General features: G+C 28.0%; 16 protein-coding genes. All 16 read right to left on the minus strand.

What is annotated here, in order from left to right:
* Window position 1: 1 nt before the first annotated feature.
* Entirely contained in the window at window positions 2-664 is a 663-nt protein-coding gene (locus ABXT56_RS03605) for a phosphatidate cytidylyltransferase (RefSeq protein ID WP_415301351.1), read from the minus strand.
* Window positions 664-1341 carry a polyprenyl diphosphate synthase gene (gene uppS / locus ABXT56_RS03610; protein ID WP_415301353.1) on the minus strand — a complete coding sequence of 226 codons (678 nt, stop codon included), beginning with the start codon at window positions 1339-1341 and terminating at the stop codon, window positions 664-666. The genes ABXT56_RS03605 and uppS overlap by 1 nt, the downstream gene beginning before the upstream one ends.
* Entirely contained in the window at window positions 1338-1889 is a 552-nt protein-coding gene (gene frr / locus ABXT56_RS03615) for a ribosome recycling factor (protein WP_415301355.1), read from the minus strand. Before frr ends, uppS begins: the two co-directional genes overlap by 4 nt.
* The gene (gene tsf, locus ABXT56_RS03620) at window positions 1890-2741 is read right to left on the minus strand and encodes a translation elongation factor Ts (protein WP_415301357.1); all 852 of its coding nucleotides are present in this window, start codon (window positions 2739-2741) and stop codon (window positions 1890-1892) included.
* A gap of 1 nt (window position 2742) precedes the next feature.
* A complete protein-coding gene (gene rpsB, locus ABXT56_RS03625; RefSeq protein ID WP_415301359.1) occupies window positions 2743-3564 on the minus strand; it encodes a 30S ribosomal protein S2 in 822 nt (273 codons plus the stop codon).
* A 129-nt stretch (window positions 3565-3693) separates the two neighbouring features.
* On the minus strand, window positions 3694-7110 hold the full coding sequence (gene dnaE / locus ABXT56_RS03630) for a DNA polymerase III subunit alpha (RefSeq protein ID WP_415301360.1): 3417 nt from the start codon (window positions 7108-7110) through the stop codon (window positions 3694-3696).
* A complete protein-coding gene (locus ABXT56_RS03635; RefSeq protein ID WP_415299355.1) occupies window positions 7094-7780 on the minus strand; it encodes an ABC transporter ATP-binding protein in 687 nt (228 codons plus the stop codon). The genes dnaE and ABXT56_RS03635 overlap by 17 nt, the downstream gene beginning before the upstream one ends.
* Window positions 7773-9005, minus strand: coding sequence for an ABC transporter permease (locus ABXT56_RS03640; RefSeq protein ID WP_415299356.1), 1233 nt, complete (start codon window positions 9003-9005; stop codon window positions 7773-7775). Before ABXT56_RS03640 ends, ABXT56_RS03635 begins: the two co-directional genes overlap by 8 nt.
* A complete protein-coding gene (proS, locus tag ABXT56_RS03645; RefSeq protein WP_415299357.1) occupies window positions 9002-10336 on the minus strand; it encodes a proline--tRNA ligase in 1335 nt (444 codons plus the stop codon). The genes ABXT56_RS03640 and proS overlap by 4 nt, the downstream gene beginning before the upstream one ends.
* A gap of 1 nt (window position 10337) precedes the next feature.
* Window positions 10338-10583 carry a DUF1467 family protein gene (locus ABXT56_RS03650; RefSeq protein WP_415299359.1) on the minus strand — a complete coding sequence of 82 codons (246 nt, stop codon included), beginning with the start codon at window positions 10581-10583 and terminating at the stop codon, window positions 10338-10340.
* A complete protein-coding gene (locus tag ABXT56_RS03655) occupies window positions 10583-12238 on the minus strand; it encodes a ribonuclease J (RefSeq protein ID WP_415299360.1) in 1656 nt (551 codons plus the stop codon). The genes ABXT56_RS03650 and ABXT56_RS03655 overlap by 1 nt, the downstream gene beginning before the upstream one ends.
* Before the next feature lie 2 nt (window positions 12239-12240).
* Complete coding sequence (locus tag ABXT56_RS03660) at window positions 12241-12987, minus strand: type III pantothenate kinase (RefSeq protein WP_415299361.1); 747 nt, start codon at window positions 12985-12987, stop codon at window positions 12241-12243.
* Between the two features lies 1 nt (window position 12988).
* Complete coding sequence (locus ABXT56_RS03665; protein ID WP_415299362.1) at window positions 12989-13546, minus strand: biotin--[acetyl-CoA-carboxylase] ligase; 558 nt, start codon at window positions 13544-13546, stop codon at window positions 12989-12991.
* On the minus strand, window positions 13546-14961 hold the full coding sequence (nuoN, locus tag ABXT56_RS03670) for an NADH-quinone oxidoreductase subunit NuoN (protein ID WP_415299364.1): 1416 nt from the start codon (window positions 14959-14961) through the stop codon (window positions 13546-13548). The genes ABXT56_RS03665 and nuoN overlap by 1 nt, the downstream gene beginning before the upstream one ends.
* On the minus strand, window positions 14958-16454 hold the full coding sequence (locus ABXT56_RS03675; RefSeq protein ID WP_415299366.1) for an NADH-quinone oxidoreductase subunit M: 1497 nt from the start codon (window positions 16452-16454) through the stop codon (window positions 14958-14960). Before ABXT56_RS03675 ends, nuoN begins: the two co-directional genes overlap by 4 nt.
* Window positions 16454-18367, minus strand: a complete 1914-nt coding sequence (nuoL, locus tag ABXT56_RS03680) for an NADH-quinone oxidoreductase subunit L (protein ID WP_415299368.1) — start codon at window positions 18365-18367, stop codon at window positions 16454-16456. Before nuoL ends, ABXT56_RS03675 begins: the two co-directional genes overlap by 1 nt.
* Window position 18368 lies beyond the last annotated feature (1 nt).

Here is an 18368-nt window from a genome sequence, read left to right on the forward strand (position 1 = left end):
ATTAAAATATATTAAATAAAAAAAATCCTAATGGTATAGCAAAAATCATTCCATCAACACGGTCTAGGAAACCACCGTGTCCAGGTAGTATGTCACTAGTATTTTTTACTTTTGCCTTTCGCTTAATATAAGAAATAAATAGATCACCTAACTGTGATGTTAAAGAGATTAAGATGGTAATTATAATCAATATTATAAAATTGTGATTAATCATTTCACCCCAAAAAAAAGGTATCAAAGACATTGAAAAAAGAAATGAACCTATTGACCCTGAGATTGTTTTATTAGGGCTTATTTTAGTTAGTTTTTTTCCTTTAAAAAATTTACCAAAAGCAAGCCCTCCTATATCAGAGAGTATTGAAACTAAAGTTGAGTATAACAAATATACTTTTAAATCAGGATGATAGCCTTCTATATAAAAAATAAGACTAACTAGAGATAATAAATACAATAATGATAATATTTTGAATAAAAATCTATAAGATTTATCTATTAATGAGTTTTTTTTTTTAATCTTAGAAATTAAAGCATAGAACTCAACCCATATAATTATTGCTATAATGATTAAAAAAACAATCATTGCAAATGAATAGAGGTACATAACTGTTATTAAAAAAAATAGAAAAATTGATGTAATTATTCTTTTTTGTAGTTCAGTAGTCATTAAATTGATCCAAAATTTCTTTTTACTAATTTATATTTAGACAATATTTTTCTAAAATCATTTAAATTAAACTCTGGCCAAAGCTTTTTTTCAAAAAAAATTTCTGTATAAGAAATTTGCCATAACATGAAATTACTTAATCTATGAGTATTACCAGTTCTTATTAAGATATCTGGATCAGATATACCTTTGGTAAACAAATTTTTATTAATATTCTTTTCATTAATTTTGATATTTTTTTTATTAATTAATTTTATAGAATTAAGTATTTCATTTTTTGAACCATAATTTAGTGCTACGTTAACTTGTAATCCTAAATTTTTTGAAGTTTTTAACTCAGAATTTTTTATGACCTTTTTTAGATTTTTTGGTAGTTTGTTAATTTCTCCAATAAATTTTAGTTTTATTTTTTTTTTTATCAAACTATCTACTTTATTGATCAAAAAATTTTCTAACAAATTAAATAAAAAATTAATCTCTTTTTTTGGTCTTCTCCAATTTTCTGTAGAAAATGCATAAAGTGTTAAATGTTTGATATTTACTTTTATACATTCGTTAATAACACCTTCAACTGAGTTTAGTCCTGCTTTGTGTCCTGCGTTTCTTGAGTTCTTATGTTTGATGCCCCATCTGCCGTTTCCATCCATGATGATGGCAACATGTTTAACTGGGTTCATATAGTCATTATTTCTTTTTCTTTAGCTTCAATCTTTTGATCAATTATCTTGATATGTTCGTCTGTAAAAGCTTGAACAATTTTTTCATTTTTTTTTTCATCATCTTCACTAATGTCTTTGTTTTTAACTAAACTTTTTAAATCATCGTTAGCTTCACGTCTTATATTTCTAATTGAAACTTTACATTTTTCACCAATTGACCTTATTACTTTTTTAATTTCAGCTCTTCTTTCTTCATTTAAATCTGGAACAGGCAGTCTAATTAATTGACCATCTAGTTGAGGGTTTAAACCTAACTCCGATTTTTTTATAGCAGAGTCGACTAATGGCACATTATTAAGATCCCAAACTTGAATATTGATTGTTCTTGCATCTGGCGTTGTTATACTAGAAACTTGATTTAATGGCATTGCTTGACCATAAACGTCAACTCTAACAAGGTCTAGCATTGATGCATTTGCCCTTCCCGTTCTTAATGATGTTAATTCTTTTGAAAAAACCTCAATGGTTTTATCCATTTTTTGATTATATGGTTTTTCATTAAACATTTATTCACCTATTTTGATTCTAAAAAAATCACTAATTTTTAAATCTGGTATATTAAGTTCTTTTACAACATCTTGCACTTTTTTTTTAGGTTCCATAACCCATGCTTGTGTTAGTAAAGCATTTTCTTCTTTAAATTTACTCATTTTACCTAAACTTATTTTTTGAGCAATTTCCTCTGGTTTTCCAGAGTTTTTAAGTTCTTCAGTCACAAGATCTTGTTCTTTTTTCAGAATTTCTTTATCAATTAAATCTGAACTTAAGGCTAATGGATTTGATGCAGCTATATGCATTGAAAGCTGCTTACCAAAGGTTTTAACAACATCACTATTATCTGAAGTCTCTAATGAGGCTATAACTGATAATTTCGATAAATTATCTTGAACTATAGTATGTAAATAATTAAAATTTTGTGTACCTGATTTATCAAAAGTTTTTGCTTTACCAATTGTTATTTTTTCACCCATTTTTGCAATTAACGAAACAAGGTTATCTTCAACTGTTTGACCATTTAACATTTTAGTTACATTTAATTTTTCTAAATTTGAATTATTTTTATCATTTAATTCACTTAGTTCTTTAGCAAAAGAAACAAAGTCATTATTTTTAGCAACGAAGTCAGTTTCACAATTAAGCTCGACTACTGAAATTTTATTTTCATTTCCAGACGTTGCTATAACACCTTCTTTAGCGTCTCTAGACATTTTTTTTGAAGCTTTTGAAATTCCTTTAACTCTTAAAATTTCTATGGCTTTGTCTAAATCTCCACCAGACTCTTTTACCGCTAAATTACAATCTTTAAAGCCAGCACCTGTTGCTTCTCTCAATTGCTTTATTTTTTCAATATCACTCATATCAATTTAACTTTTCATTCACTTTTTTTGAAAACTTAGCATCTAACTTTTCTCTATCTAATTGTTGAACAGTTTTAGTAGATTTTTCTTTAGTCTTAACGCCTTCAATTTGTGGTTTTTCATCAATAGTAATCGGAGATGCTTTTTTTGCATTTTCGATAGTTTCTTTTATTAAATTACAATAAAGATCAATTGCTCTTCTAGCATCATCATTTCCTGGAATTGGATAATCAATTCCATCAGGATTAGAATTACTATCTAATACTGCACAAATAGGAATTCCTAATTTAGATGCTTCAGCGATTGCAAGTGATTCATAGTTTGTATCAATAATAAAGACTAGATCAGGAACTTTTTTCATTTCTGCAATTCCACCTAGTGCTCTTTCTAATTTTTCTTTTTTTACACTCATCTTTAAAAGTTCTTTTTTTGTAAAACCTCTATTTTCAGCGACAAGGTCAGCTTCATATTTTTTCATCTTTTTTATAGACCCAGATATGGTTCCCCAGTTTGTTAACATTCCCCCTAACCATCTATAATTTACAAAATATTGACCTGTTTCTTTTGCAACTTCTGCTATAGCCTCAGATGCTTGTTTTTTTGTTGATACAAAAAGAATTTTTCCGTTATTAGCTATAGTAGTGTAAACTTTTTCCAAAGCTACATTCGTTAATTCAAGTGTTTGGGTTAGATCAATAATGTGAATTGAGTCTCTTTTTCCAAAGATATATTTTTTCATTTTTGGGTTCCATCTTAAAGTCTTATGACCTAAGTGAACACCTGCTTCTAATAGTTGTTGGATCGTTATATTTGGTATTTTCATATTTATTCCCGGTTAAGCCACCACAGTAATTTCCATTTAAGGACCGGAGGTATAAAACCACAAACTGTGTGCGTGTTAATTTAATTTAAGAGTTATTTACAAATTATTTTGAAAACAAACAAGTCTTTTTTATTGAATAATGATAGAAATATCATTGTTTCTTAAGATATTTATAGCTTTTCTATCTATTAGCCTTTTATTTTTAAGTTTGAAGCTAATATCGTTTATTTTGTCTTTTAAGTTTATTTTTACCTCTGTAGCCCCATCTTCGCTTATTAATTCAGATATCTTATCAATATCATTTATCGATTTAACAGTAAATACAATTTCACTAACAGGTTTATTAAAAAGATTTTTGAGTGAAGATATCTTTTGAGCATTTATTCTTTTAAATCTATTTTCATCATTTGAAATTGTTTTAACCAAGGAAATAATTAAAGAATTACCTTCAATCAAAATTTCCCTATTAAGCTCAAGAATATCAGAAAAAATAAAAAGCTCAAAAACACTTGTTAAATCTGTTAGTTTTATAACGCCATATGAATTACCCTTGGCCGTTTTTCTTTCTGTAATTTTTAAAAGAGTTGCAGCAATGTTAGCTTCTTTTATATTGTCATCTAAATTAAATTTTACATAATCTACTATCTTATAATCATCAAAAATTTCTTTAAATTGATTTAGTGGGTGATCAGATATAAAGAAACCAATAGCTTCAAATTCTCTTGATAACCTATCTTCAAATTTCCAGTCCTCAATATTAAGGACTATTTCATTATCTTGTTCATTATCAGAAGTAAATAAATCAATTTGATTTGTTGCTCTATTTTCAAAAACACTTTTTGTTTTTAAGATAAAATTAGGAATAGAATTAAATAAAGCCTGTCTATTATTATCTATACAGTCAAAAGCACCTGCTTTAACTAAACCTTCTAACTGTAATTTATTAATATCTTTTGGATTAACTCTATTCAAAAAATTATTTATAGATTTAAAATCACCATTTATATTTCTTTCTTTAACAACATTTGATATTGCTTCATAACCAACACTTTTAATAGCACCTAATGCATAATAAAAATTATTCTCATCAAACTGAAAATCTGCAAAACAACTGTTAATATTTGGTCTTACAACCTTGATATTAATTCTTTTGAGCTCTTCATGGAACTCTCCAAGTTTATTTTGATTGGATATATCCATTGTCATTGACGCTGCAAAAAATTCTTGAGGATAGTACGTTTTTAAAAAAGCTGTTTGATAGGAAATTATTGCATAAGCTGCTGCATGACTTTTATTAAAACCGTATTCTGCAAAAGGTTCAATTTTTAAAAATATACTAGTAGCTATTCCCTTGCTAATTCCATTTTTAAGTGCACCTGCAATAAAATGTTGTTTTTGTTTTTCAAGCTCTGCTCTCTTCTTTTTACCCATGGCTCTTCGTAGAATATCAGCTTCGCCAGCTGTAAAACCTGAAAGTTTTTGTGCAATTTGCATTACTTGCTCTTGATATATAATGACTCCATAGGTTGGCTTAAGAATATCTTCAAGTAATGGATGTAAATAATCAGGTTTTTGTCTTCCATGTTTACAGTCATTATAAACTGGTATATTGCTCATTGGTCCTGGACGATAAAGTGCTACCAATGCAATTATATCTTCAATATGATTGGGTTTCATTTGTAATAGAGCCTCACGCATTCCAGCACTCTCAACTTGAAATAACCCTACAGTATTGCCTGAAGATAAAAGTTTAAAAACTTTCTGATCTTCAAAATCAATATCTTCAATTTTAAAATTTTTAGTTTTTTTGTTAATTAGCTTTTGAGTATTACTTATTACAGTTAGGGTTTTAAGGCCTAAAAAATCAAATTTGATTAGACCAGCATTTTCTGCAGAATACATATCAAATTGTGTAGATGGCAATAACAAATTAGCTGCAGCGTCTTTATATAAAGGCACAACTTCAGTTAACTTTCTATCTGCTATTACAACCCCAGCAGCATGAGTTGCTACATTTCTATTCAGACCTTCTAATTTTAGAGAAAGATCAGTTAGTTTTTTTACACGAGAATCTTCGTTAACAAGTTTTTGAAGCCTTGGTTCGCTATTAATACATTCTGTTAAGCTTTGTGGTCTTGATGGATCAAATGGTATCATTTTAGAAATACTATCAACAAAGCCATATGGTAAACCTAATACCCTGCCTACATCTCTAATAACCATTCTTGCCTTTAATTTTCCAAAAGTGATTATATGAGCAACACTGTCTTTATATTTTGTAGTTAGATATTTTAAAACAAGATCTCTTTTTTCTTCACAAAAATCTATATCAAAGTCAGGCATAGATATACGATCAGGATTTAAAAATCTTTCAAATATTAAATTAAATTTTATCGGATCAACATCTGTAATAAAAAGACACCATGCGACAAGTGAACCAGCGCCAGAACCTCTTCCAGGTCCTACTGGTATGTCATTGTTCTTTGACCACTTAATATAATCAGAGACAATTAAAAAATAACTTGGATATTTCATTTCAATTATAATTTTTAACTCATGATCAAGCCTATCTTTATATTTTAAAAATTCGCTATTAGTATTCAGTTTATTTTCATCAATATTAAAAACCTTTTTAAATTTTTCTTTTAATCCATCTAATGAGTCTTTTTTGAGTATTTCGTCAGCACTAACACCTTTTTCAGAACTAATATTTGGTAATATAGGTTTAGAAAATTGAGGTCTAAAATTACATTTAAATGGTAAATTAAAATTATTCTCTAAGGCCTCTGGTAAATCTGAAAATAATATTGACATTTCTTCATTAGACTTAAAATAATGTTGATCACTGTACTTAATTCTATTTTTTTCATTAATATAAGTTTTTGCTCCAATGCAAGTTAAGGCATCATGAGCTTCATGCATATCTGATGTTAAATAGTAAACCTCGTTAGTAGCAATTATGGGAATCTTAATTTTAAAAGATTGATCCAAATTGAATTTTTCAAAAGTATTTTCGTTTTGATCTCCATGTCTTTGAATTTCTATATAAAAATTATCTTTAAATTTTGATACTAACTTTTTATAAACGTCAGTTACTTCTTCCAAACGACCTTTTTCAAATAATTTACCAAATAAACCTTGGATTGTTCCAGAAAGCAATAATACGCCTTCAGTGTCAGCTAAAAGCTCTTTAATATCTAAATGAGGAACTGAAAGTGCATCATTTTCAAGATAAGATCTGGATGAAAGTTCAATAATTCTTTTGTATCCTTTTTCATTAAGAGCAATTAATGGAAGCAATCCAGTTGTGTCTTCAAATTTAAAATGGATTTGTGTGCCAATAATTGGTTGTGTTCCAACTTTTGAGATATTTTCTGCAAACTCTAATGCTCCACATAAATTTGATGTATCGGAAAGACCAGCGCATGATACTTTATTGTTTTTACAAAAATCTTTTAAACTGTCAATTTTTATTGCACCTTCACAAATTGAATACTGCGTATGTATTTTTAAATGATTAAAATTTTGATTATTTGTTTCTGGCATTGATAGTTTTTATATTACCATCAATCATTTCTAATTTGCAATCAGCCATATTGGCAAAAAATCTATTATGGGTTGCATAGATTATTAATCTACTTTTATTTTTCAATTTATATAAAACTTTAAATACTTCTTTTGCGGTATTACGATCAAGGCTTCCTGTTGGTTCATCAGCCAATATAACTTCAGGTTCATTTATAATTGCTCTTGCTATAGCTATTCTTTGTGCTTCTCCACCTGATAATTCTGATGGATAGTGATGCTCACGCAATGAAAGACCCATTTCTTTAATAATTTTTTTGGCTTTTTTTATTGAGTTGTCTTTATCTCCACTTAGAGCTAAACCTGCAAGATAGACATTTTCTAGAGCTGTAAAGTCAGGTAGTAAGTTATTTTGTTGATATATAATGCCAATTTTATTTGCTCTAACTTTATCATTTTCATTATTATTATTAAAATCTATTAGAGTATCATTAATTAATAACGATCCTGATGTAGGCTTATCTATCATTGATAAAATATTTAAAAATGTGGATTTTCCTGACCCTGATGGGCCCACGAGTGAGTAAATTTTACCTTTAGCAAATGAATAATTAATATTTTTTAAAACAATTAATTTTTTGTTATTAGAAAAAGATTTAAAAATTTTTTTTAATGATATTAATCTATTCATATTTTAACCCTTTAACTGGATCTAATCTTGAGGCTTTAATGGCAGGAAAAATTGAAACAATAATAGTTATTAAAATTGAACATATCGAAATAATAAAAATTGATTTTGGGTTAATTTCTGAAGGCATTGTACTTAAAAAATAAATTTCTTCTGGAAAGAGGCTAATATTGAATGTGTTACTTAAAAACTCTCTTAAGTTTTCTACATATAATGAGAACATCACACCTAAAAAAATTCCAAAGAAAGTTGCTGAAGTACCAATAATAACACCGACAAAAAAGAAAATTTTTGTAATAGATTTATTTAAAACACCAATAGACTTTAGTATAGCTATATCTCTTGTTTTGTTTTTAACTAAAATTGTAAGTCCAGAAATAATATTAAAAGCAGCCACAATAATAATTAAAGATAAAATTATAAACATAACATTCCTTTCAACTTTTAAAGCTGAAAATAACGAACTATTCATATCAGCCCAAGTATAAATAAATTCATTTTCAAATAACTTTTGAATACTTGTTTTGGCTTCTTCGATATTTGAGGGATCATTTAAATATATTTCCAAGTTTCTCTTTCCTTTTTCAAAAGCAAAGAAACTTTCCAATGTGTCTAGATTAACAAATGCAACATTTGCATCAAAATCGGTAAGTCCACTATCAAAAACTGAATTTATGATAAAAGTTTCTTGTTTAGGTAAACTACCAATGATTGTTTGAATCCCAGTCGGTGACAAAATAGACAATCTATCACCTATACCAAGACCTAAATTATAACTTAACTCTTTACCTATGGATATAGAGTTTTTTGATAATTGAGCTGATTGTTCATTAAAATCTCCTTTTTTAACAACGTCTAATTTAGGATAATCTTTACTACTGTACCCTCTTAAAATTATTCCTTTTGTGTAATTTTTACCTATAACAATAGCTTCACCTGAATTACTAAAAATCAACTCCTTTGAAATTTTTTTTAAGTAAGTATTTTCAAGTTTATCTAAGCTAATTCTATTTTCATAAGGTTTAACTGTTACATGTGAGTTAAATCCCACAATTTTATTAACTAACTCAGTTCTAAAACCATTCATTACTGACATGACGATGATTAATACAGCAACACCCAGGCTTATTCCGATAAATGAAAAAATAGAAATAATATTTAAAAAGCCATCCTTTTTTCTGGTTTTTAAATATCTAAATGTAATCTCTTTTTCTAATGTAGAAATCAATTTTTTGCTTTTAATTCAGTTAAAATTTTAGTTATTTGCTCTATATTTAAGTTCCTTGGCTCTTTTCCTATTTCTTTAAATTCTAATAAGTCTCCTTCAGATTTTTTACCAATTATAATTTGATAAGGTACACCAATTAAATTGAATTTCTTTATTTTTGATGAAAGGTTTTCATCCATGTCATCAATAATTGTGTCTATATTATTATTTTCAAAATGTTTAAAAAGTTTTGTGGCTTTATCAAGTGCTGATATATCATTTTTATTAATCATAGGAATTATAGCAAGTTCAAATGGTGCTACAGAAAATGGCCATTTCATTATTTCCTTGTTATCATCATATTTTGCTTCAATAATGGCACCTACTAACCTTGATACGCCTATACCGTAAGAGCCCATCTTTACAAAATCTTTTTTCCCACCAGGTAGATCTACAGCTGCGTTTAACGCTTTTGAATACTTGTCACCAAAATAAAAAATATGCCCTACTTCTATACCTTTGGTAATAAGTCTATTTTCTTCAGAAACTTTTTTTTCAAATTCATCTTTATTAAATTTCTCATCTGCAACAGCATAGAATTGTTCATATTTTATTCTTAAGTCCTCTAAAGATTTTTTATTCATTTTTGAATTCTCACTATCTAAATTAAAAATTCTTTTATCAGTAAAAATTTTACTCTCTCCAGTATCAGCTAAAATGATAAACTCATGAGAAAGGTTTCCACCAATAGGTCCAGTATCAGCTGCAATTGGTATTGCAGAAAGTTCTAGTCTTTTAAAGGTTTTTAAATAAGAATAAAAAAATTTATTATAAGAAAATGTGGCATCATCATCATTAATATCAAAAGAATATGCATCTTTCATATAAAATTCTCTACCACGCATAATTCCAAATCTAGGTCTTACTTCGTCTCTAAATTTCCATTGAATATGATAAAGCAATTGTGGTAATGATTTGTAAGATTTAACACTTGATCTAAAAATATCTGTTACCAATTCTTCATTAGTTGGTCCATAAAGCATCTCTCTATCTTGTCTATCTTTAATACGAAGCATTTCATCACCATAATCATCATAACGACCACTTTCTTTCCAAATATCACTAGGTTGAATAGTTGGCATTAGTATTTCTTGAGCACCAATTTTATCCTGTTCTTCTCTAACAATTTGTTCAATTTTTTTCATCACCTTAAAACCTAATGGTAACCATGAATAGATACCTGCGGAAGATTGTTTTATCATTCCGACTCTAAGCATTAATTGATGTGATTTAATTTTAGCTTCTGATGGATTATTTTTTAATATTGGAATAAATGATTTTGAAATGTACATTCTAGTTAATTATATATCTTAAATTTAAATATTCATATTTTATCAATAAATAAATTATCATGAAAATGACTGTTGTAATACCAGTACAATAGATAAATTTTTTTAACATTTTAGGATTTTCTGGTGAACCAGCATCTTCACCATCGATTTTAACAGATTTTTGTCTATTAACGTCTATAGGAAGAATTGTAAAAAAAACTATCCACCAAATTATTATGTAAATTATAGCAAGGCCTGTTGCGCTCATTAAATACTTACTAAATTGATATTTATAAAAGGTTTTTTTCCTGTGTATTCTTTAGCACATTTCCTACATATAATTTTTAATGCATCAATAAAGTTGTATTCTTGTTTTTTACTTTTGATAGAAAAAGTTCTAGCTGTTTTTTCAATTACTTCTTCCAATTCATAGATAAATTCATCAAAATCATACACTGGTAAGCCTCTAAAAGTTATTACAGGGCTTTTATGCATATTTCCCTTTGGTGTAATTAAAATAGTTACTTCCATATAGCCATTAGCACTTATATTCTTTCTATCTTTGATCGATTGAGAATTTTCTTCAACACTTATATTTCCATCTAAATAAAGTCTACCATTGGGTGCTTTATCATACACATGAGGTTTACCAGGGGCTAACTTAACAATATCTCCATTCTCAACTTGAACTGGATGAGGAACTTTCATTTCATTAGCAAATTTCATGTGTTCAATCATATGTCTATGTTCTCCATGCACAGGAATAACACAGTCAGGTTTAACCCAATCATACATTTCTCTAAGGTCGTCTCTATTTGGGTGGCCAGATACATGTACAAATTCACTTTCTTCAGAAATGACCTCGACTCCATCTTTAACTAATTGGTTTTGTAATTTATATAATTTCTTTTCATTGCCTGGAATAATCTTAGAGGAAAAAATAACAGCATCATCTTTTTCAATAAAGACATCTGGATGAGTATAACTAGAAATTCTCATCAGTGCAGCCATTGGCTCACCTTGACTTCCAGTACATAAATATACTATTTTTTCTCTAGAAATATTCTTTGCTTCACGCGGGTCTATTGGTTCAATAACATTTTTTAAATAACCACATTGTCTTGCTGCTTTAAAAATTCTATGCATAGATCTTCCTACTAGCGCTATTTGTCTACCAGTTTTTTCTGCACAATAAAAAGCTGTTTCCATTCTAGCTACATTAGAAGCAAAAGATGCCATAACAATTCTTTTTTTTAAACTTCCCATTATGTTTAATAAGCTTTTTCTAACATCAAGTTCAGATCCAGCTTTACCCATACTAAATACATTTGTTGAGTCACAAACCATGGCCAATACACCTTCTTTGCCAATTTCTTTAAGTCTATTAGAATTAGTCTTTTCACCAAGTAATGGTTCTGGGTCAATTTTCCAATCACCTGTATGAAGAATTATACCAGCTGGAGTTTCAATTCTAAGACCATTAGGTTCAAGAATTGAATGTGTTAAAGTTATATATTCAATTTTAAAAGGATCTAAATTAACTGTACCATTCAATTGAACTATGTTTATGTAATTAGCTACATCAATATTCTTTTCTTTGAACTTTTCTTTTATTAAAACAGCAGTGAATGGAGTTGCAAAAATTTTGCATTTTAATTGAGGCCATAAATGTGCAATAGCGCCTATATGATCTTCATGGGCATGAGTTAGAATAATACCTAGGAGGTCTTCTTTTTTATCAATTATGAAGCCAGGATCTGGATAAATTAAATCTATACCCGGCAATGTATCATCTGCAAAAGTAACTCCAATATCAACCATTATCCACTTGTGCTCACCTGGTTTTCCAAAGGCAAATAGGTTCATATTCATCCCTATTTCGCCAGATCCCCCTAAGGGGCAAAATAATAATTCATCTTTCATATTTATTTGATTAAAACACTAGCTTTAATTAGACCGTTAATTGTAATGTCTTTATTTAATTTAACTTTCGTTTTTATTGAATTTTTGAACAAATTAGAAAATCCCCCTGTAATTATAATTTTAAAGGACATCTTGGTCTCCTTCTTAATTAAATTAATGATATTGTCAATTAAACCTTCATAACCCCAAAAAAAACCAGCCCTAACGGCACTTGTAGTATTTAAACCGATAATTTTTTTTGTTTTCTTCAAATTAACACTTGGTATCTGAGTTGCCTTATCTATTAGGGTACTAAGAGAAAGTTTAACGCCCGGAGCTATAACACCACCATGATAAGTATTTTTAATTAAAACATCAAACGTTGTAGCTGTACCAAAATCTAAAATTATAAAATTATCTTTGTTGTTAATGGCACTAATAGCATTTGCTAAGCGATCAGAACCAATTTGTTTATAATTAACTTTAATATTAATTAATCTATTTAATTTAAGTTTTTTTAATTCATAACATTTAATTTTATAAACTTTATTAAAGAAACTTTTAATTTCATTATACAATTTTGGTACAACGCTACAAATTAAACATTTTTTAATTATTTTATTTCTAATATTTAAAGTAGATATAGCTTTTTTTAGTGTAGAAGGATTAATTTTTTTTGTACTTATATTAATTCTTTTAATAATTTTATTTTTTGAATTTACTAAGCAAATTTTAGTTTCAGTGTTTCCAATATCTCCAACAATAATCATTTTAAATTTTTTCTATATTTTTTACATTAAATTTTGGTAATAGAGGAATAAATTTTTCATATATTTTTTTCAACTTTAAAATAGCATTAACTGGTGTAACTTTTTTACCTGTTAACTCTAAAAGATTTGTAGTTGGATAATCTTTTAATATAGGACTTTTAATTAAATTTACTCCAATTCCAATAATAATAAATTTAGTACTAGATTTTAATATTGTCTCCTGCAAAATACCTGAGATTTTCATGTTATCTATTAATAAATCATTTGGACTCTTAATTCTAATTTTCTTATTATAAAAATTTAATAATAATTTTTTAACTAGTAAACAGTTTATTTTTGTTAATTCTTTTAATGAAAATTTGATTTTATCTATTGGAAAAAAAATACTAACGAACAAATTTCCCTTGAAAGAAGTCCATTTTTTACCATATTGGCCTCTCCCCTTTTTTTGTTTGTTGGCAATGACTATGCCCGATTTGTTATTAGTATTTTTAATTATTTGAATAGCCAAATCGTTAGTGCTATTTACAATTTTATAGCTATATTTTTTAAGTTTCATTAAATAATATTAATTCTAGATACAATTTCCACTAATTTACTAGGGTAGATAAAGTATAATAGAATTAACAGTGTTGATAAGGATAATGATATTTTTAACCATGTACTATGGTTGGTGTCATATTTTTCTTTTTCTTCATCGAAATAAATAACTTTGATTATTCTTAAATAATAAAAAGCTGCTATTACAGTCGACAATAAACCAACAATTGCTAAGAAATACATTGATTGTTCAATTACAGATTTGAATACATAAAACTTGGCAAAAAAGCCTGCTAATGGTGGAATTCCAGCTAATGAAAAAAGGATGATAAGAAATGATAGAGATAAGACAGGATGGTTTTTAGATAGTCCAGATAAATCTTCTATGGTATCAAAATATTGATCATTTCTTTTCATCATAAATAAACAGCTAAATAAACCAAGATTCATTATTAAATAAATACAAATATAAACTATTGATGATTGGATACCTTCGTTGGTTCCAACAGAAAGACCAGCCAAAGCATACCCGATATGACCAATAGAGCTATAAGCAACCAGCCTTTTTAGATTATTTTGTCCGATAGCTGCGACAGCACCAAATATCATTGAAGCAATTGATAAGAAAATTATGATGGGTTGCCATTGATCAATCATATTAAGAAATGGAACATATAAAAATCTTATAAAAACTGTTAAGGCCGCTACTTTTGGAACTATTGCAAAAAATAATGTTACAGATGTTGGAGATCCTTCATAAACATCTGGAGCCCACATATGAAAAGGTACAGCAGATATCTTAAATGCCAATCCAACTAAAATAAATACTATTCCAAATGTTAATCCATAATGAGTTGAGTCCATCGTAGTTCCTATAATGTTAAAATTTGTTGATCCAGAAAACCCATAAATTAAAGAACAACCATAAAGCAACAAGCCAGATGAAAGTGCACTTAATACAAAATATTTAAGACCAGATTCTGATGATTTTAGTTGATCTCTGTTAAATGATGCTAGCACATATAACGCTAAGGATTGAAGCTCAAGTCCAATATAAAAAACCATAAGATCATTAGAACTAATCATAACCATCATGCCTAAAATAGAACAAAGAATTAGAATTGGATATTCTATTAAAAAAATTTTAGATATCTTCAAATAATTTGTAGAAATTAATAAAACAAAAGCTCCACCTATAATGGTAATAATCTTCATCAAAGATGAAAGATTATCAATCACATAACTATTTGCAAATAAAGTTAAACTGTTTTCTGAAAAATTATTTAATATTAAAACTCCAGTAATAAATAAAAATCCTATTGATAGATTGTGAATTATACTAGAGCTATTTTTTTTAAAAACTCCAAGGATTAATAAAAACATTATAGATAATGAAATAAAAATTTCTGCAGAAATAAAATTCAAGTCAATCATTGTTTTTGTACCTCGGGACCATACATATTTAAGTTAAAATTATACATTTCAATTAAGTCTTTTACTGACACCTCGATTGTGTTAATTAATGGCTCTGGATAAAAACCAAAGAATAACACTGGTATTGCTAAACTCCATAAAATGAATTTCTCTGAATTATCTAAATCAGGTATTTTTAAAAGGTCTTTATTTATTAAATTTCCAAAAACTACCCTTCTATAAAGCCACAACATATATGCAGCACTAAAAATTACTCCAAAACTTGCTATAACTGCCACTAAAAAATTATCTTTAAATGCACCCATTAAAATTAAAAATTCACCAATAAAACCACTTGTCCCAGGTAAACCTAAAGCAGCTAAAGTAAAAAGCATAAATAGAATCGAGTATTTTGGCATAACAGAAACTAGGCCACCGTAAGTATTAATTAATCTTGAGTGCATACGGTCATAAACAACACCAACACACAAGAATAATGCAGCTGAAACTAAACCATGACTAATCATTTGAATTATGCTTCCTTCAACACCTTGTTGTGTAATTGTAAAAATACCTAAAGTCACAAAACCCATATGAGCCACAGAAGAGTAGGCAATTAATTTTTTCATGTCTTCTTGCATTAAAGCAACTAAAGATGCGTATATGATTGCAATTAAACTTAGTACATAAACTAAAGGTGTAAATAATTCAGAAGCAACTGGAAACAAGCCTAATGAAAATCTAATAAAACCATACCCTGCCATTTTAAGCAAAATAGCTGCAAGCAGAACTGAACCTGCTGTTGGTGCTTCCACATGAGCATCAGGTAACCAAGTGTGAACAGGCCACATAGGCGTTTTAACAGCAAAAGAACTAAAAAATGCTAGCCATAATAAATTTTGATATTTTGCATCTATACCTAATTCATAAAGTTTAACTACATCTGTTGTGCCAACAATCCAGTAAATAGAAATTATTGCAATTAACATTAAAACAGAACCAAGCAAAGTATATAAGAAAAATTTAAAGGCAGAATAAACTCTTCTTTCTCCACCCCAAATTCCAATAATTAAAAACATTGGAATTAATCCTGCTTCAAAAAATAAATAAAATACAACTAAATCAAGTGAACAAAACACGCCTATCATTAAACTTTCCATTACCAATATTGCGATAAGAAAATCTCTCAATTTATTTTTGATTGTATTATTTACTGATATAATACAGAGAGGTGTTATAAGTGTTGTTAAGATAATGAACAGAATTGACACCCCGTCTATACCAACTTTATAGTTAATAAATCCTTTCAACCATTCTCTGTCTTCAACAAATTGAAAGCTAGATGTTGAGGGATCAAATAAATACCACAAATAAATTGAAATTAAAAAGTTAACAAATGAAGTAAACAAAGCAACATATTTTCCTGTATGTGATTTTTTATCTTTCGAAAATAATAAAAATAAAGCTCCAATAGTTGGTAAAAGAATCAAAGATGATAAAATTGGAAAATTCATTATTGTAAAATTAAAAATGTTAAAAAAGCAGAAAGACCTATCAATATCATAAAGGCATATTGATAAATAAATCCACTTTGAAATTTACTAGCTCTTAAAGATAAACTTTTAATTATTAAAGACAATCCATCAGGTCCAAACTTATCTATAATTTTTATATCGACTATCTTCCAAAAGAAAAGTCCAATTTTTTTTGAAGGCTGAATAAAGATGACATTGTATAATTCATCAAAGTACCATTTGTTAACTAAAAAATTATATAAAGGTTTATTAGATTGTGCAAATTGATTTGGTAAATCTTTATTTTTTACAAATAGATAATAAGCTACTGGTATAGATAAGAGAACAAGTATGGGTGTAATTAAAATAACCCATAAAGGTGGATGATCTGTGCTTAGTGGATTTAAAAACATAATAGAGTCTCCCCAAAAGTGATTTTCTTCTCCATGGCCAATGAATAAATCTTTAAACAAAAAACCAGCAAAAATTGCTCCTATTGCTAATATAATTAAAGGTATAAGCATAACAAAAGGTGACTCATGCATTTCATCAATTTTTATTTTTTGATTATTGTATGTTCCATGAAATGTTTTAAAAATTAATCTCCAAGAGTATATTGAGGTAAGTAAGGCTGTCAAAATTCCAATACCAGCAGCATAATATCCTACAGTGTTACCTCTAAGGTAAGCAAATTCTATAATTGCATCTTTTGAGTAAAAACCAGAAAGAAAAGGAAAGCCTGTGAGAGCTAGAGTACCAATAATCATTAAAATCCAAGTATATGGTAACTTTTTATAAACAGCTCCCATTTGATTTATATCTTGTTCATCTTTAAATGAATGGATTACAGACCCTGACCCCAGGAAAAGCAATGCCTTAAAAAAAGCATGAGTAAATAAATGAAACATTGCAACATTATAAGCTCCAACACCAGTTGCAAAAAACATGTAGCCAAGTTGGCTACATGTTGAGTATGCAATTATTTTTTTAATATCAGTTTGAACTAGAGCTATTGTTGCAGCAAAAAAAGCAGTTGTCATTCCTACTACTGTAATAATATTTAAAGTTAAAGGAGAGTATTCAAAGATTGGAGAACATCTAACAACTAAAAAGACACCTGCTGTAACCATTGTTGCAGCATGTATTAACGCAGATACAGGTGTTGGACCTTCCATCGCATCTGGTAACCATGTGTGTAAAAAAATTTGGGCTGATTTACCCATGGCCCCAACAAATAAAAGGATACAAATTAAATCAATAGCCTTAAAATGCATTTCTAAAAATAATATTTCCTTCTCAACTATCTGCGGAATTTGTTCAAATACTTCAGAGTAATTGACAGTGTCAAACAGATAAAAAATTAAAAATATTCCTAAAGCAAATCCAAAATCACCTACTCTATTTACTACAAAAGCTTTTATAGCAGCTGCATTTGCTGAGTCTTTTTTAAACCAAAAACCAATTAAAAAATATGAACAAAGGCCTACTCCTTCCCATCCAAAAAATAATTGAAGAAAATTATCAGATGTTACTAACGTTAACATTGCGAATGTAAAAAGAGAAAGATATGACATAAATCTTGGTTTGTGTGGATCGTGAGACATATAACCAATTGAATAAATGTGAACTAATGAAGAAACTAGAGTAACAACAACAAGCATTACTGAAGATAAAGGGTCCACCTTGATAGACCAATTTACATTAAGTGTTCCTGAATTAATCCAAGATGCAATAACTAAGTTGTTTTCATAACCGTTAACGATAACTTGATAAAATATAATTAAAGACAACAGTGCTGAAATTGAAACAAATAAACTTGTAACTATTTCCGAATTTCTATCACCTATATATTTTCCAAAAAAACCAGATGTAATAGAAGCTAATAATGGAAGAAATACTAAAACAAATTCCATA

The organism is Candidatus Pelagibacter sp. Uisw_134_02, from assembly GCF_047720265.1.
Lineage (GTDB): Bacteria > Pseudomonadota > Alphaproteobacteria > Pelagibacterales > Pelagibacteraceae > Pelagibacter.

What these genes read in the sequence shown, in the direction of transcription:
- nuoL (WP_415299368.1), bottom strand. Translation starts at nt 18,367, where the DNA reads ATGGAATTTGTTTTAGTATTTCTTCCATTATTAGCTTCTATTACATCT.
- nuoN (WP_415299364.1), bottom strand. Translation starts at nt 14,961, where the DNA reads ATGATTGACTTGAATTTTATTTCTGCAGAAATTTTTATTTCATTATCT.
- ABXT56_RS03635 (WP_415299355.1), bottom strand. Translation starts at nt 7,780, where the DNA reads ATGAATAGATTAATATCATTAAAAAAAATTTTTAAATCTTTTTCTAAT.
- dnaE (WP_415301360.1), bottom strand. Translation starts at nt 7,110, where the DNA reads ATGCCAGAAACAAATAATCAAAATTTTAATCATTTAAAAATACATACG.
- ABXT56_RS03605 (WP_415301351.1), bottom strand. Translation starts at nt 664, where the DNA reads ATGACTACTGAACTACAAAAAAGAATAATTACATCAATTTTTCTATTT.
- frr (WP_415301355.1), bottom strand. Translation starts at nt 1,889, where the DNA reads ATGTTTAATGAAAAACCATATAATCAAAAAATGGATAAAACCATTGAG.
- tsf (WP_415301357.1), bottom strand. Translation starts at nt 2,741, where the DNA reads ATGAGTGATATTGAAAAAATAAAGCAATTGAGAGAAGCAACAGGTGCT.
- ABXT56_RS03655 (WP_415299360.1), bottom strand. Translation starts at nt 12,238, where the DNA reads ATGAAAGATGAATTATTATTTTGCCCCTTAGGGGGATCTGGCGAAATA.
- ABXT56_RS03675 (WP_415299366.1), bottom strand. Translation starts at nt 16,454, where the DNA reads ATGAATTTTCCAATTTTATCATCTTTGATTCTTTTACCAACTATTGGA.
- ABXT56_RS03665 (WP_415299362.1), bottom strand. Translation starts at nt 13,546, where the DNA reads ATGAAACTTAAAAAATATAGCTATAAAATTGTAAATAGCACTAACGAT.
- uppS (WP_415301353.1), bottom strand. Translation starts at nt 1,341, where the DNA reads ATGAACCCAGTTAAACATGTTGCCATCATCATGGATGGAAACGGCAGA.
- rpsB (WP_415301359.1), bottom strand. Translation starts at nt 3,564, where the DNA reads ATGAAAATACCAAATATAACGATCCAACAACTATTAGAAGCAGGTGTT.
- ABXT56_RS03650 (WP_415299359.1), bottom strand. Translation starts at nt 10,583, where the DNA reads ATGAGCGCAACAGGCCTTGCTATAATTTACATAATAATTTGGTGGATA.
- proS (WP_415299357.1), bottom strand. Translation starts at nt 10,336, where the DNA reads ATGTACATTTCAAAATCATTTATTCCAATATTAAAAAATAATCCATCA.
- ABXT56_RS03660 (WP_415299361.1), bottom strand. Translation starts at nt 12,987, where the DNA reads ATGATTATTGTTGGAGATATTGGAAACACTGAAACTAAAATTTGCTTA.